Below are 14,613 nucleotides of genomic sequence, written 5' to 3' on the forward strand. Positions count from 1 at the left end.
CGTTTGGCTTTGCGGTGCCGCCGTGAGCCTCTCAAAGACTAAAAGCGAGAAGCCACATGTGTTTCGAAAAGCAACAAACATGGTGGCTTCTCGAAACACATGTGGCTTCTCAGCGGTATAGGGCGTAGAAACTTTACTGCGCCTGTTGAATCTACTGCGCCGAGGCCTCAGCAGAAGCGGTAGTAGCCTCCGCAGAAGCGCTCGGGCTCACCGAAGCAGCCGGCGAAGGCGAAGCTGTACCGGGAGTACGGCGCACCATACGCCAGGTGCCGTCCTGGTAATGAGCCACAACCTGGCCGGCCACCGGCTTACCCTGGTACTTGAATACATCGGCCAGGGTCTGGGTGCGGTCGTTGGTCTTACTGTACACGCCAGCACCCTCGGCGGTATCAATCGTCATCTCGGTAGCCCAGGTGTAGTAACCGGTGCGAGTGTCCTTCGTGGGGCGATCCGCGGTCAGCGAGAAGACCAGAGGGCGCTCCGAACCAACCACCCAGCCGCTATCAGAGGCGTACATGCTCTGGAATAGCTCGGCCACCGTGGTGTAGTCACCCGTGTGGTCAATGTTCGTGAAGCGGGTACCGTCGCCGGTGAGCAACAGGTAGTTCAGGGTGGCCTGCCAGTACGCAATGAACGCGTGCAGGCCCTCAACGCTGTTCTCACGCAGCTTCGCAGGCTCCAGGGGAACCGGAACGTTCTGAGCCTTATGCTCCTTCGTACCGGCCTCAAAGGTGCCGGTCGAGGAGTAATCAGCCAGAACGACCTCGCCCTTCAGGCTGGGGCCGGGCTCAACGGTGGTCGTCGCCTCCGGAGTGGGAGCCACGGAGGCGGAAGGAGTCGTGCTTGCGCTCGAAGATGCGGTAGTCGCGCTCGGCGAGGAAGACGACTCGGAAGAGTTAGAAGAGCAGGCGGCCAACAGGGTAGCGGCACCCATACCCAACGCAGTCAGCGCGGTACGGCGGGTGTACAGAGTAGACATAAGAATCTTTCTGAGTAATGTACATGCATGAACAGTTAAAACCAGAATATCGCAGGCTGGTTCTCAACCCAATATGAAGTTATCTGATAGTGCAAAAAATGCGGCGGATGCTCGCACACTAGGCGCTAAAGCATCCGCCACATAGAGGCGCACCGTCGGGAGGCTGACTAGACGTTGAGTCCGCCGCTCTTCCCGCTGCCGCTCTTCGGGCTCTTGGAGCTGGGGGAGGGGGAACTTCCGGAGCTTCCGGAGCTACCGCTGTCGTCGTCACTCGTATCTTTGGTGATAACGGTCCAGCCGCCAGACCTGTAGGTCATATCGATGTAGATGTCGTGGCTCTCCGCGGTAAAGGCTGTGTTGGAGCCCCTACCCTTCAGATAAATCTTCAGATTCTGATCGAGAATCAAACGACCATCCCAACGGTATCGCGGGTTAGAACCCGAGGACTTCTGGGTAGGAGTATCGGTGGAAAGCGAGATGCCCATCGGAGCATCAGAACCGTACATCCAACCGGACTTGTCCTGGTACATGGTGGAGAAACGCTGGAAAATCTCCACATAATCCTGATCAGACTTGCTCAGCGGTTCGGAGTCGCCGGTAAGCAACAAATAATTAATCGACGAAATCCAGTAGCCGAGGAAAGAGTAGATACCATCGACCGACGGGTCGTGCATGTTGCTCGGGGGGAGGGGCTTCGGCACGTTCTTGGCTTTTTCGGTTTCGGTGGCCGGAACGTAGGTGCCGTTCTTCTCGTAGTTATCGAACTTCAGGGGACCCTTGTAGGACTTACCCGAAGAAGCCGAAGCGGATGCCTTCGAAGAAGCAGACGCACTAGACGAGGAAGCCGCCGACGGAGATGAAGAAGACGAGCCCGAGGCAGAGGAATCAGCTAGGGGGCGTACCTTCGGAGCGCAGGCGCTCAGCGCGACGGTAGCCGCAGCACCGGTGATAAATAGCGCGGTGCGTCGGGTAACGGGGGCGGAAGAAGGGCCGGTCATCGTAGCCTTTCGAAGTTTGTAGATTATCGGAAGTTGAGTGAGCCACCGCTCCTATCATACCTGTCCTTGCTGAAGGCCCCGTCATCGCGCGTCATGTATGAAATACGCCGCCGGACAGGCACTTAAACACGAAATCCCGAAAACACAAAGTCCCCCGCACACAACCACAATAGTGCGTACGGGGGAGGGGAGAGAGGAAGTTATGCCGATGCCGAAGAAGCCGATGCGGAAGCCTCATCCTCGTGACCGGTGAGCATCACCCAGACACCATTCTTATACTCCACACCAACATACGTGCGGCCGCCCTCGCTCTTGGCAATCTTGTGGGGAGCAGAACCGTCTACGTGAGCCTTCAAATCCTGGTTGAAGGTGAGGTTGGCACTCCACGTGTACTGGTTGGGGTTCTTGGTGCTCTGACGGGGAAGATCCGCCAAAAGGCTCATCTCCATCAGGGTATCGGCACCGTAAGTCCATCCACCGTAGTCCTGGTACAGCTGAACGTACTCGTTAAACTGCTTAACGTACACATCGGCGGGATCAGCCTTCTTGAGCGGCTCAGAATCGCCGGTGAGCATCAGGTAGTTGATGGAAGCCAGCCAGAAGCCCGTAAACTCGTAGATTCCCTCGGGGCTCCGATCATTCATGTGCTCCGGGGGGAGGGGCTTCGGCACGTTCTTGGCCTTTTCGGTTTCGGTGGCCGGAACGTAGGTGCCGTTCTTCTCGTAGTTATCGAACTTCAAGGGGCCCTTGTAGGACTTGTTCGAAGACGCAGAAGCGCTGGAAGAGGCCGAGGCGCTAGAAGAAGCAGAGGCCGATGCGCTGGAAGACGCGGACTCACTTGCCGAGGCGGATTCAGAAGCCGACTCGGAAGACTTCGACAGCGGATGCACGGACTGGGCACAGGCGCTCAGCGTCACGGCGGCACCAGCACCTGCGGCCAGCAGGGCGGCGCGACGGGTCACAATGGAAGAAACAGGGAAAGGGCTGTTCATCATAGCCTCTCGGTAGAATTCATCAGAGCTGAGTGAGCTACTGTAATCATCATACCCGGGCTACCCGTTCATCCCACTAACCGTTCGTCACAAAACCGTTCTAACGGAGCAACTGCGAGAAAGCGCGGCGAGCCTTGGCCACCTTCGGGCTCACCACAAACGCACAATAACCCTGCGCCGGATTCAATGCGTAATAGTTCTGGTGATAATCCTCAGCCTCATAGAACACGCCCAGGGGCTTAATCTCCGTAACAATGGGGGAGGGGTACAGCTGCTGAGCACGCGCCACCGCACGCTCAAACGCCTCACGCTGCTGCTCATCCGCGTAGAAAAGCACCGAACGGTACTGCGAACCGGTATCCGCACCCTGACGATCCCAGCTGGTCGGATCGTGGCTCGTGAAGAAAATATCCAGCACCGTATCCAGGTCAATGACCTGCGGGTCAAAGCTGAGCTTCAGCGCCTCCTGGTGACCGGTCGTACCCGAACATACCGAACGATAATCAGGGTCGGGGGTCTCGCCGCCCGTGTAGCCGCAGACGCTTGCCTCAACCCCGCGGAACTGGCGGTACACCGCATCCAGGCACCAGAAACAGCCGCCGGCAAGAACAACATCAGTCATGATTCCTCCTTGAACTATAAAACCACACTACCTGAAGAACACCGCAGGGCCGCACAATATTCCTGTGCTACCGCGGGCTTTGGCGTAAACCGCCACCTGCCCCGCCGCGCCACCTGCCACAATAGATGTATGACTGAAGAACTCGCAACCCCCACCCTCGCAGACGTCGTCGACGCCTTCCATACGCTCTTCCCGCCGCAGCTTGCCGCCGGCTGGGACGCCTCCGGTCTCGTCGCGGGTCGCGCCGCCGCCGCCGTGCACACCGTGCTCTTCGCCGTGGATGCGCTCGCCGCTACCGCCGAGGAAGCCATCGCCGAAGGGGCCCAGCTGCTCATCACCCACCACCCGCTACTGCTGCGCGGAGCCCAGTTCATTCCCGACAGCACCTACAAGGGCGAGGTCCTCCACACCCTCATCGAGGGCGGATGCGGCCTGCTCGGCGCCCACACTAATGCCGATGCCGCCGTCGAGGGCGTGAACGAGGCGCTCTGTGACGCCATCGGCCTCATCGACCGCGAACCGCTCACCGAGGCACAGACCCAGGTGCTCGACGGGCAGGAACACGCTGTGGGTACCGGCCGCATCGGCACCCTGCCCGAAGAACTGACCCTGAAGGAGCTTGCAGAACGCCTCGCGGCGGCCCTGCCTCCCACCGCCGGCGGGTTGCGTATCGCGGGCCGTGCCGACCAGCCGATTCGCCGGGTTGCCCTCTGCGGTGGTGCCGGTGACTCCCTCTTCGACGCGGTACGCGCCACCGACGCGCAGGTGTACATTACCGCCGACCTGCGCCACCACCCGGCCAGCGAGTTCCGCGAAACCGCACGCGTTACCGGCAGCAATATCGCGCTGATTGATTGCTCCCACCCGGCCAGCGAATCGCTGTGGCTGCGTTCGGCAGCCGACCGCCTGCGCAAGCTGCTCGCCGAGCGCGGCTACGCCATCGAAACGAAGCTGTCCGCGCTCAACACCGACCCGTGGGACTTCACCGTCTCTACCGGCGTGGCAACCGGTCAGGATGCGCACTCGGCAAGCACCGCCGCAGCCCCCGCGTGGGAACTCTAGGGCGAGAATTCTAGGGGCGAGAACTCTAGAAGAATCCGCGCGGATTCCCTCAGCGCGTAAGAGCCCGGGCACCCCGTCTGTTGTGACGAGGTACCCGGGCTAGAACCGGCCCGGCCTACTTAGTTAGCAATGCGATACAGGCCGGTAGTGATAGGGTTCAGCACACGATGCCGGTAATAAAACAACATCCAGTCCAATTCAATGCGGGTCACAGCATGGTTCGGTTCAAACATGCCGGTCTCGGGAGTAATAACATTCTGCTGGGTAGCCCACAGAATCTCGCGGTAGAACGCGGAATCCGGTGTAACATCCGGGAAGGACGAAACACCCGATACTTCCGGTGAACCAGACGCACGGTAAATCATTGCGGCAACGGTTGCATTCGTGAGACCGTCCTCCGCGTGGAACTTGCCGTCGGGTCCGCCGAAGGTAACGCCCTTTTCGCGAGCCCAAATATAGGCGGAGTAGTTTGGGTCGTCCGTCTTCACATCCGGCCACGGGGAGACTGCAGGAAGGTCCACCTTGGGGCTGCCCTTCATCTCATAAAGGGTGGAAACCAGCTCACCGCGGGTGGCGGGCTGCTTCTGTTCCTCGTCGTTCAGCGACGTAGAAAAGTACATGCGTTCCTCTACGGGAACGTATGCGTTCGTGAAACGCGGGACGCCCTCAAACTTCAAGTCCTGGTGCGCCAAAAGAACGCCGCGGTGCTCCGGGGCCAAACCCACAATCGGGGTGATGAGGGTCTTATCCGTCTGGCTGACATAGCCGTAGTCGCTCCACGCCTCAATGACGTACTGCTTGGACGGATCCAGCGTGTTCGCGGGAATCTTGAGATTGACGAAAGCGAAGCCTCCCTCCAGGCCCGTCTCGTATTCATCATCACCGTGGACGTAATGCTTCATCTCGCTCATAACCAGGACGGGGGAACCCGTACCCTTCTCGCGGATGACGTACATCATGCCCTCGGCGCCGGGGATGTTATTCCCCACGAAGCCCTGCCCCTGAATCAGCAGTTCCTGATCCTTCGTGGTGTCCTTCAGGGCATCGTATTTCAACTTAGGTGCGAAGGTATCGGAGTGATAATCATTGGTGCTCAGACCGTGATGCGTCACAACGTTCTTGCGAGCCCAGATATCCTGAACGGTTGACTGCGGCTGGGCCTCGGGCTCGGCAAGGATGCCAACCTCGTAACGTACCTTGTCCAGGGTCATATCCGGAAAATACTCCGTGAGGGTGTAGTAACTCGGCAAAGTATTAGCCTCAACCTTCAGCGGGGCGACAAAGGTGCCGTCATCGTCAATGGTGAAGTCCTTGCCCTCTTCAAACCGCAGAAGAGTGTCGGTAATCTGCAGAGCGTTATAGGGGACGTTCTCCTCGGGCGCGATGTAGATGACTACCTTGCCGTGCTGCTTGCGCCACTCCTTGGTGAAGCCGGTGCCCAGAACCGTAATTTTACTGTCCTCACCGGTGTACAGGCCGTCGCCCTCTTGCCCGATGTAGTCACGGCCGTCCTGGTAGTAGTAATCCTCATACGTAACGGTGAAAGACGGCTCATCCGCGACATCCTGAGTTGCAGGGGTATTGGCAGTCGGTGCGTTAGCAACGGGCGCGTTTGCGGTGGGCGCTGCGTCCTGGGCTAACGTCGGGGTCATAGGCAGGACCATTGCGCTCGCCAGTACGAGCGCGCTGCAGTTCCGAGCCGCGTGGAAGAATGAAGACTTAGAGTTCGGAAGTGAGGACATAAGACATCCTTAGGGTCATTTCTCCGGGGCTGCGCGAGCTTACCGGCAGGCCGGGAATCTACCGTCGAATCTGCGCGTGCCCCATGAGAAAAGTGGTTGAAAATCCCCCTCGGTTTCGGGGATATCCTCACCCTATCAAAGCGTTGAACGATTGTCAGGAAACACTCAAGGGATACTTGAAGGTTCGTGGAAATCTTACGCAGCGGTTAGCTATTAAAAGCTGAACCCCGTGCTCCCGAACAGAAAACCATTCGGGAGCACGGGGTCATTCAGGTGGCTACGCTGAGCGAGCCTAGAAAGCCATCATCAGAACCTCCAGCTCACCGCGAGTCACCATGTGCTTGGGGTTGAACGTGCCGCTGGTACTCAGTGCAACCTTGTTCTGCCCAGCCCACGCAATCTCACGGAAGAACGCAGAACCCGGGGCCACATCGGTGTACGGGGACCAGTACTGCACGGTGGGGGACCCAGCCGCGCGGTAGGTGAAAGCCGCGACGGTAGCGTTCGAAATTCCGGCATCCGCATGGAACTTGCCATCAGCCCAGCCGAAGGTAATGCCCTTCTGGCGAGCCCAAATGTAGGCGGCATAGTTCGGGTCGGTGGTCTTCACATCCGGCCAGGGAGAGGTCTCGGGGAGGTCCACCTTGGGACTACCAGCCTGAGCGTACAACGCCGCTGTCAGCTCGCCGCGGGTAGCGCGCTCCTTGCGCTGCTCATCGGTCAGACTGGGCTGCTTACCCTCAGTAGCGTCAGATCCCTTGAAGTTCAGGTCTTGAGAAGCCAGTAGGGTACTGCGGCCCTCGGGCGCCTTGCCCACCACAGGGCCGGCAAACTCGCCGTTCTTATAGCCGTCGTTACTCCAAACCTCCACGACGTACTTCTTCGCCGGGTCCAGAGTACTCGCCGGCACCTTCACGACGCCGCGTACCTCGCCGTTCTCGAACTCAGAAAAATGGTGATAGCGGTTATACCAAAAGATGTCACTCGTCGCCAGAACCGGGGTGTTCGAACCCTTCTCACGAATCACATACTGAACACCCCCGGAGGAGGCAAACTTACCGTAGAAGCCGGTACCCAAAAAGTAAATGCTCTGATCAGCGGCGGTGTCACCCAGAGCCTTGTACTCCACCTTGGGGGCAAACGCGCTGGAGCGGAACGCCTGAGTGTCCAGCACAGTACGATACAGCACGTTCTTACCAGCCTGCAGGTCCTCCACAGTCAGCTGGGGCTCACCCTGCATCTCGGTAAACATACCAATCTCGTAACTCACCTCGTAACGCTTCTCGTAACGCGGAATGCCGAGGAAAGGAACGCGAGGCTTGTAGTAGCTCTGCAACGCATTGGGCTTGACCGTCAGCTGAGCGTCCAAGACGCCGTTTTCAGCAATGGTGAAGTCCTTGCCCTCCTCAAAACGGAGTAGAACATCATTGGCGGGCAGAACATCAGCGCCGTCAGGAACACCCTGAGAAGCAACAATGTAAACCACTACCTTGCCATGCTTCTCACGCCACTCCTTGGTGTAGCCCCAACCCTTCACGTGGATGGTGCCGCCCTCGGAGGTGTACAGCAGCTGTTCCTTGTTGTCGTACGAAAACTTGAACGTAGCTTTCTGCGGGGTCTTACCCGGAATATCCGCAGCCGTCGTGCCGTCAGAGCCATCGAAGTCCAGCTCCTGGGTAGCCAGCAGGGTACCGCGACTCTCGGGCGCCTGACCCACGACGGGGGTAATAAACTCGTCGCCCTCGTAGCCGTTGTTACCCCACACCTCGATAACATAATCCTTTGACTTATCCAGGGTGTTCGCCGGAATCTTCACCGTACCGTGGATGTAGCCGTCCTGGTAAGCGAAAGCCAGCTCCTTGTGGTTATATTCAATGATGTCGCTAACCACCAGAACCGGGGCGTTCAAACCCACCTCTCGCACAACAACCTGAACACCCTTCGGGGAGTTAATCTCGCCGCCGAAACCCCAACCCGAGAATTCCAGAACCTGGTCCTCATCAGTGTTCTTCAACGAGTGGTAGCCCAAGTGGGGAGTGAACTCATCAGAAGTGGCAACAGGGTTCTCACGGACGCGATCACCCGACTGAGAACTAGCCGCTGCAGTTGCAGTCGTATCTGCAGTAGCGTTCTGGGCAAGCGCTGGAGACATTGGCAGAACCATCGCGCCGGCCAGCGCCAATGCGCCGCATCCCTGCGCCGCACGGAGGAAAGAAGACTTAGAGTTCGGAAGAGCGGACATAAACATTCCTTATCGGTCATGTCCATTGCGCCGATGCAGGTTCTAAATGGGGGTGAGAAATTTCCGTCGAATCTGCGCTGGCCCAAGGAGAAAGTGGTTGAGTATCCCCGTCGGTTTCGGGGATATTCTCACCCTACCAAACCCTCAATGAGAAGTCCCGAGAACGCTCAAGGGACGAGTAAAAGTCCTGAAATTTTGTGCCTCAACGACCCTGCAAGCACTTAAAAAAGCGCAGAAAAATGGTTCAAACAACGGGTACAGAAAACGGGCACAGAAAACCCCGTGCTCCCGAACAGAAAACCATTCGGGAGCACGGGGAACCAGAGAGCTATCCAACGCGCCGCATACGCCCCAAGGTAAAACCCGAGGGAGACGCGAGCGCACCGATGCGACGCTTAGCGAGCCTGGTATGCCGCGATCAGGGTGGCCAGCTCAGCCTTGGTCACCATGTGCTGAGCGTCAAAAGTGCCGTTAGTGTTCAGCACCACCTTGTTCTGCTGAGCCCACAGAATCTCACGGTAGAAGGCCGAACCCGGGGTCACGTCCTTGTAGGAGGAGGTGCCCGTTACTGCAGGCGAACCCGCCGCGCGGTAGGTGAAAGCCGCAACGGTTGCGTTCGAAACGCCGGCGTCGGCGTGGAACTTGCCGTCCGACCAGCCGAAGGTGATGCCCTTCTGACGGGCCCACACGTAGGCGGGGAAGTTCGGGTCGGTGGTCTTCACATCCGGCCACGGGGAAGTCTCGGGGAGCTTCACCTCGGGGGTACCCGCCTGCACGTAGAGGGCTGCCGCGAGCTCACCGCGGGTGGCCTTCTGAAGCTGGTTCTGGTCGGGCTGCGGGGACGGCTGAGGCTTCGGCTCGGGCTTGGGGGTCGGCTGCGGCGCCGGGTCAGGCTTCTTGTCGTTGTCCTGAGCCGTGGGCAGGTTTGCATCCTTGTAGCCGTTAGTGCCGTTCAGGTCCAGGTCCTGCCATGCGAGCAGCTCGCCGCGACCCTCGGTGGACTTGCCCACGACCGGCGCGAGTAGCTCGCCGTTCTCGCTGTAACCGTCGTTAGCCCAGACCTCAATCACGTACTTCTTCGAGGTATTCAGGGTGTTTGCCGGAAGATTCACGGTACCGTGCAGATTGCCGTCACGGTAGGCCGAAGCCTGGGTGGGGTGGTCAAACTCGATAATGTCGCTGGTTGCCAGAACCGGGGTGTTCGAGCCCTTCTCGCGAACCACGAACTGAACGCCCTTAACGGAGTTAATATTGCCGTTGAACCCCTGACCGCCAACGTGCAAAACCTGCGCCTTTGCAGAATCAGCCACAGCGTCGTAGCTCAGGCGCGGCGCGAACGGCTCCGGCTTCTCGCCCAGAGTGTTCAGCACCCGAGTGCTCACCACGTTCTTGCTGGTCCACAGCTCCTCAGTGGTCAGCGGCTTCTGGCCCTTCTGCTCAGCAACTACGTGAATATTGTAGCGGACATCGTACTTCGTGCCGCCGGTCGGATCGTGGAAAATATCGTCGTCAATGAAGTAGTAGGCGGCAAGCTTGTACGCCTCAACCTTCAGGTCAGCCTCGAAGGTGCCGTCATCGGCAATGGTGAAGTCCTGACCCTCCACAAAACGCAGCATATCCGAGGTCGGAATCCTGTAGCCAGAGGGTGCGTATTTTGCGGGGGCAATGTATAGCGCCACGGTGCCGTGCTGGGCACGCCATTCCTTGGTGTAGCCCGAACCCTTCACGTGAACGGTGCCGCCCTCGGTCGTGATGAGGAAGGGGACCACGCCGTCGTACTTGTAGCCGTCGGGAACGGATGCCTCAAAAGTGGTGGTCTGCTCCACGGGCTTGGGATCCGGCGTCGGCTCGGGCTTCTTGTTGTTGTCTTGAGCCGTGGGCAGGTTGGCGGCCTGGACGCCGTCCGAACCCTTGAAGTTCAGATCCTGCCAGGCCAGCAGAGTGCCGCGACCCTCGGGGGCCTGACCCACGACGGGAGTGACGAGCTTGTCGCTGCCCTCGTAGCCGTTGTTACCCCACACCTCGACGGTGTACTGCTTGGTCGAATCCAGGGTGTTAGCGGGAATCTTAACATTGCCGATGAGGTACCCGTGCTGGTACTGGAACGCATACTCGGGGTCGTTGTACTCGACAATGTCGCTGATAGCCAGGACGGGGGTGTTCGAACCCTTCTCACGAATAAGAATCTGCACGCCCTTGGGGGAGTTAATATCGCCGTTGAAGTCCCAGCCGTTGAAGTGAAAATCCTGGTCCTTGGACGTATCGGTGAGGGCACTGTAGCTCCAGTGCGGGGTGAAGGCGTTGGTCTCAGCCTTCTGGTCACCGCCGGCCTTCGGGGTGTGGTCAGCCGGCAGGGAGCCGGCGGCAACGGCCGCGGGTGCTTCCGCAGTCACATTCTGAGCCAGCGCCGGGCTCATGGGAAGCACCATGGCACCGGCGAGAACCAGCGCACCGCATCCTTGTGCTGCGCGGGCAAAAGAAGAAGGGGTCTTAGAGTTCGGAAGAGAAGACATCATTATCCCTATCGGTTCTATTGTGTCTCGCACCGCGGTGTGCGGTACCGCGGGAAGCGGTGCGCAACATTGCGGAATACCGCACCAAAACGGTGAGGCACCCCCGCGCGTATGGGGACGCGGGTGCGATGGGTTGGTTGGTTTTCCCCGTCGGTTTCGGGGATGATTTCACCCTACCAAACCCTCAACCGGAAATCGCAGACCCGCTCAACTGCATGTTGAATGTTTCCCTTTATTTCAATCTCTAAGACCCCGGACCGCCGGCTACAGCGTGCGGAAGTACAGGTACAGCATCATCGCCACGCGTGCCTTCGACGTGTGCTCCGTCGGGGCAAACGCGTCGCCCTCAGAAACGGTCGACACGCCGCGGCGAGACGCCCACACAATCTGGCGATAGAAGGGGGTCGAGGAAGTCACGTCACTAAACGGTGAGGTGCCCGTCAGCTGAATCTTCGAGGAGCCGTCAGCACGGTGCAACAGGGCGACGGTCGAGGCGTTCGACAGGGGCGCCTCCGGGTGGAACTTGCCATCATTCCAGCCGCTCGTAATCTGCTGTTCGCGCGCCCACAGATAGGCATCGTAATTCGGATCGGACTCGTCAACGTCCTCGTAAGGGGAATGGTCCGGCCGGGTCACGGACGGCGAGCCCGCCAGACGATAGAAGATGCGAATCAGCTCGCCTCGCGTCACCGTGTTATCCGCGCCGAAGAGAGTCTCGGAATCGGGATTCATCACCTGCGCGCGCACGGCCCAGCGCACACCATCGTAGTAGGCAGAACCCTCGGGTACATCCTCGAAAGCGGGCTGGTAATCGGGCGAGGCAATGACCGGACGGTGTAGCTTCGTGTCGGGGGAAGAGAGGCTTAGCGAGGGGCTACCATCCGCGGAGGCATGAAGGCTGGTCGATGTCGAGACGGGGGCATCTGCCGCCGGAGTATTCGCCTGCGAGGGATCGGCCATCGAGAGAAGGGGAGAGAACGGCAGGTACAGCACACCCGCCAGGATTACCGCGCCCACACCCAGCTCGATGCGGCGGTGGGAAGTCGACTTCTTCCGCTGCTCGGCGGATGCGTCGGCAGAATCGACGGAGCTGAGAACCTGTGCGGACTCGTGATGATTCGGTGAAGAATTAGACGTGGCGGAACGCTTCGCGTTGCGGGACATAAATCCTCGATGTGGTTGGTGTGTCGGTGTGTTTCTTGTACCGCGCTACCGCGTGTTCCCCGCCGGAAAAGGGGAATACGCGCACGGATATGCAATAGACCTAGCATAAAACCGCAGGACCCAAAATGCGAACTCAACCCGCTGAAAGGCCTTGGATATGCTGGAATACTGCCGGGGTGGTTTTATGGAAATAGGCTCAACGGTGAGAGATGAGCCAGGTGATCGGCGCGGCTTCCACCCCCGCAAAAATCCGCCGGGCGGATGCGCGACGCACCTCTCGGTAGCATCTGCATCCGCCCGGCAGAAGAAGGCTTTGTCAGCCCTTAGCGGCCCGCGTAGTTCATCAGGAACCCGGCCAGCTCGCCACGGCTTGCCAGAGCCGTGGGGTAGTAGTTGCTGCCCGGGAACACCTGAAGATTACGCTGCTTAGCCCAGGTAATCTCGCGGTAGAACGCCGAACCCACCTTGACGTCCGTGTACGGAGCCTGGGTGACGGTCACGCGCTTCTTGCCGTCGTAACGGTACAGGAAGGCCGCCACGGTGGCGTTCGAGACACCGGCCTCGGCGTGGAAATTACCGTCGGCCCAACCGTAGGTAATACCCTTCTGACGAGCCCAAATGTAGGCAGAGTAGTTCGGGTCGGTGGTCTTCACGTCCTTATAAGGGCTGGTCGCGGGAAGGGTGACCTTCGGCGAACCCGCCAGACGGTACAGGGCAACGGTCAGTTCACCGCGGGTTGCGTTATCGTTCGCCCCGAACCAGGTCTTCTCGTGCGGGTCCAGGAGCTTCTTCTCGTTGGCCCACTGCACGGCCTTGTACAGTGAGTGGGTGGAGGGAACGTCGGCAAAACCATTCTTCTGCTGCGGCGAGGTGCCGGTCAGGTTCAGGTAGGTGGCCGAGACGCGCTCGCTCTCGCCCTTGGCTGATACCACGTTCACGAAGATCGCGTAGTGGCCATCGGCCTCGAGCTGGGTTCCGTCAATCGACAGGGCAGTCTCGAAGGCGCCCTGGGACACGCGGTTGGCGGGGAGCACAACCTTCTGGATGGGGTCGCCGGTGGGCTGACCGTCAGCCTCGGCCGCGGAGAAGAGAACCTGGACCGAAGAACCGGCCGGAACATTGAGGTGGGAGCCCTTCACACGAACCGTCGTGGAAGAGCCCAGATCCACCGAATCGGTGCTCAGGGTAACCGAGGGGTCTGCGTGGACGGCGTTCACGCCGGTCACCGGCACGAATGTCTGGGTGCTCAGGGCCTGCTCGTTCGCCTGGTCGTTGTCTTCCGGGACGGTGTACTCGAAGGTCTGCACCACATAGGAAGTGCCAGCCTTCAGGGTGCCCGCGGGGATGTTCAGGCTCGTGCTGAAGCGGCCGTTAACGTAGCCCATGTACTGGCCGAAGAAGGCCGAGTAGTAGGTGAACTTTGCCTCGGACTGGGCCAGCGCGGGGCCGGTCGGCTTGCCGGTGGCCGGGTCAACTGCGCGCACGGCCAGAATCAGAGACTCGTTGCCGTTGTAGGAAATGTCCTGGAATCCAGCGCCGTTCACGGTGATCGAGGTGTTTGCCGAAGCATCCACGGTTGAAGCGCTGTAGCTCAGGGTCGGGGACGAAACCGTGGGAACGGCGGCAACCTTCAGCTCGGTGCGAGTCTCGCCCGCCGGAATCCAACCGTCCTGGTCGGAGTCGCGGTAGCCGAGCACCACGTCGAAGAAGGAGCCTGTTGCCTCAAAGAAGTTGGCGTCCACCGATACGGTGAGCTTCACGGTGCCGTCCGCAGCAAAGGCGGTGGAGGGCACGTCCTGGGCGTAGTAGGGGTAGCTGCGCGGGTGATGCGGCGGGAAAGCGATGCTCTCACCCTTGGGCACGATGTAAAGACGGAAAGACTTATCGTGCACGAACTCGGGGGAGAATCCGGAGCCGTTAACGGTGATGGTGCCGCCCTTGAGGATGTCGAAGGTGCCGGAGGTGACCTGCAGGTGCTGCGTGTTCTGTGCTTCTCCCTGCTGCACGGCACCGGCTACTGCCGGGGTATTCGCCGTGGGGGCCGCCATGGCCGGGGAGAGAGGCAGGAGCATCGCGCCGGCAAGGGTGAGGGCGCAACCGCCCTTCACCATATTCTTAGAGAATACGAAACGCGGATGGCTCTGAAGTGAGGACATTGGTATCCAATCAGTTTTATCGGTGTGACGCATTGTGTGGAAGTGCGTATCAACACCGTAGCAAATAGATAAGACCTGCCGTAATCGGGGCGGTTGTGGACTTGGAAAAAGTTTCACACCAGAAGGCTGATCTTAAGCTGAAG

General features: G+C 59.5%; 10 protein-coding genes. 1 reads left to right on the forward strand and 9 read right to left on the reverse strand.

Annotated elements, in window-relative coordinates:
* Positions 1 to 151 precede the first annotated feature (151 nt).
* From HMPREF2944_RS06335 to msrA, 4 genes are all read right to left on the reverse strand, one after another.
* The gene (locus tag HMPREF2944_RS06335) at positions 152 to 979 is read right to left on the reverse strand and encodes a DUF6318 family protein (RefSeq protein ID WP_070681618.1); all 828 of its coding nucleotides are present in this window, start codon (positions 977 to 979) and stop codon (positions 152 to 154) included.
* Between the two features lie 167 nt (positions 980 to 1,146).
* Positions 1,147 to 1,977, reverse strand: a complete 831-nt coding sequence (locus tag HMPREF2944_RS06340) for a DUF6318 family protein (RefSeq protein ID WP_070681621.1) — start codon at positions 1,975 to 1,977, stop codon at positions 1,147 to 1,149.
* A 200-nt stretch (positions 1,978 to 2,177) separates the two neighbouring features.
* Positions 2,178 to 2,972 (reverse strand): DUF6318 family protein, encoded by a 795-nt coding sequence (locus HMPREF2944_RS06345; protein ID WP_371440410.1) that lies wholly within the window; start codon positions 2,970 to 2,972, stop codon positions 2,178 to 2,180.
* Positions 2,973 to 3,069: 97 nt separating this feature from the next.
* Positions 3,070 to 3,591: a peptide-methionine (S)-S-oxide reductase MsrA gene (gene msrA / locus HMPREF2944_RS06350; protein WP_070681624.1), complete on the reverse strand. Its 522-nt coding sequence runs from the start codon at positions 3,589 to 3,591 to the stop codon at positions 3,070 to 3,072.
* Positions 3,592 to 3,720: 129 nt separating this feature from the next.
* On the opposite strand from msrA, the gene HMPREF2944_RS06355 reads away from it, so the two are divergent.
* Complete coding sequence (locus tag HMPREF2944_RS06355) at positions 3,721 to 4,653, forward strand: Nif3-like dinuclear metal center hexameric protein (protein WP_070681627.1); 933 nt, start codon at positions 3,721 to 3,723, stop codon at positions 4,651 to 4,653.
* A 119-nt stretch (positions 4,654 to 4,772) separates the two neighbouring features.
* On the opposite strand, the gene HMPREF2944_RS06360 is transcribed toward HMPREF2944_RS06355, so the two are convergent.
* From HMPREF2944_RS06360 to HMPREF2944_RS06380, 5 genes are all read right to left on the reverse strand, one after another.
* A complete protein-coding gene (locus HMPREF2944_RS06360) occupies positions 4,773 to 6,395 on the reverse strand; it encodes an S-layer homology domain-containing protein (protein ID WP_070681630.1) in 1,623 nt (540 codons plus the stop codon).
* A 292-nt stretch (positions 6,396 to 6,687) separates the two neighbouring features.
* Positions 6,688 to 8,637: an S-layer homology domain-containing protein gene (locus tag HMPREF2944_RS06365; RefSeq protein WP_070681633.1), complete on the reverse strand. Its 1,950-nt coding sequence runs from the start codon at positions 8,635 to 8,637 to the stop codon at positions 6,688 to 6,690.
* Positions 8,638 to 9,032: 395 nt separating this feature from the next.
* Entirely contained in the window at positions 9,033 to 11,150 is a 2,118-nt protein-coding gene (locus HMPREF2944_RS06370) for an S-layer homology domain-containing protein (protein ID WP_070681635.1), read from the reverse strand.
* Positions 11,151 to 11,414: 264 nt separating this feature from the next.
* Complete coding sequence (locus HMPREF2944_RS06375; RefSeq protein ID WP_070681638.1) at positions 11,415 to 12,314, reverse strand: S-layer homology domain-containing protein; 900 nt, start codon at positions 12,312 to 12,314, stop codon at positions 11,415 to 11,417.
* A 323-nt stretch (positions 12,315 to 12,637) separates the two neighbouring features.
* The gene (locus HMPREF2944_RS06380; protein WP_070681641.1) at positions 12,638 to 14,470 is read right to left on the reverse strand and encodes an S-layer homology domain-containing protein; all 1,833 of its coding nucleotides are present in this window, start codon (positions 14,468 to 14,470) and stop codon (positions 12,638 to 12,640) included.
* Between the last annotated feature and the right edge of the window lie 143 nt (positions 14,471 to 14,613).

This window comes from Rothia sp. HMSC072E10 (assembly GCF_001813965.1).
GTDB classification, from domain to species: Bacteria; Actinomycetota; Actinomycetes; order Actinomycetales; family Micrococcaceae; genus Rothia; species Rothia mucilaginosa_A.

What these genes read in the sequence shown, in the direction of transcription:
- HMPREF2944_RS06335 (WP_070681618.1), bottom strand. Translation starts at nt 979, where the DNA reads ATGTCTACTCTGTACACCCGCCGTACCGCGCTGACTGCGTTGGGTATG.
- HMPREF2944_RS06340 (WP_070681621.1), bottom strand. Translation starts at nt 1,977, where the DNA reads ATGACCGGCCCTTCTTCCGCCCCCGTTACCCGACGCACCGCGCTATTT.
- HMPREF2944_RS06345 (WP_371440410.1), bottom strand. Translation starts at nt 2,972, where the DNA reads ATGATGAACAGCCCTTTCCCTGTTTCTTCCATTGTGACCCGTCGCGCC.
- msrA (WP_070681624.1), bottom strand. Translation starts at nt 3,591, where the DNA reads ATGACTGATGTTGTTCTTGCCGGCGGCTGTTTCTGGTGCCTGGATGCG.
- HMPREF2944_RS06355 (WP_070681627.1), top strand. Translation starts at nt 3,721, where the DNA reads ATGACTGAAGAACTCGCAACCCCCACCCTCGCAGACGTCGTCGACGCC.
- HMPREF2944_RS06360 (WP_070681630.1), bottom strand. Translation starts at nt 6,395, where the DNA reads ATGTCCTCACTTCCGAACTCTAAGTCTTCATTCTTCCACGCGGCTCGG.
- HMPREF2944_RS06365 (WP_070681633.1), bottom strand. Translation starts at nt 8,637, where the DNA reads ATGTCCGCTCTTCCGAACTCTAAGTCTTCTTTCCTCCGTGCGGCGCAG.
- HMPREF2944_RS06370 (WP_070681635.1), bottom strand. Translation starts at nt 11,150, where the DNA reads ATGTCTTCTCTTCCGAACTCTAAGACCCCTTCTTCTTTTGCCCGCGCA.
- HMPREF2944_RS06375 (WP_070681638.1), bottom strand. Translation starts at nt 12,314, where the DNA reads ATGTCCCGCAACGCGAAGCGTTCCGCCACGTCTAATTCTTCACCGAAT.
- HMPREF2944_RS06380 (WP_070681641.1), bottom strand. Translation starts at nt 14,470, where the DNA reads ATGTCCTCACTTCAGAGCCATCCGCGTTTCGTATTCTCTAAGAATATG.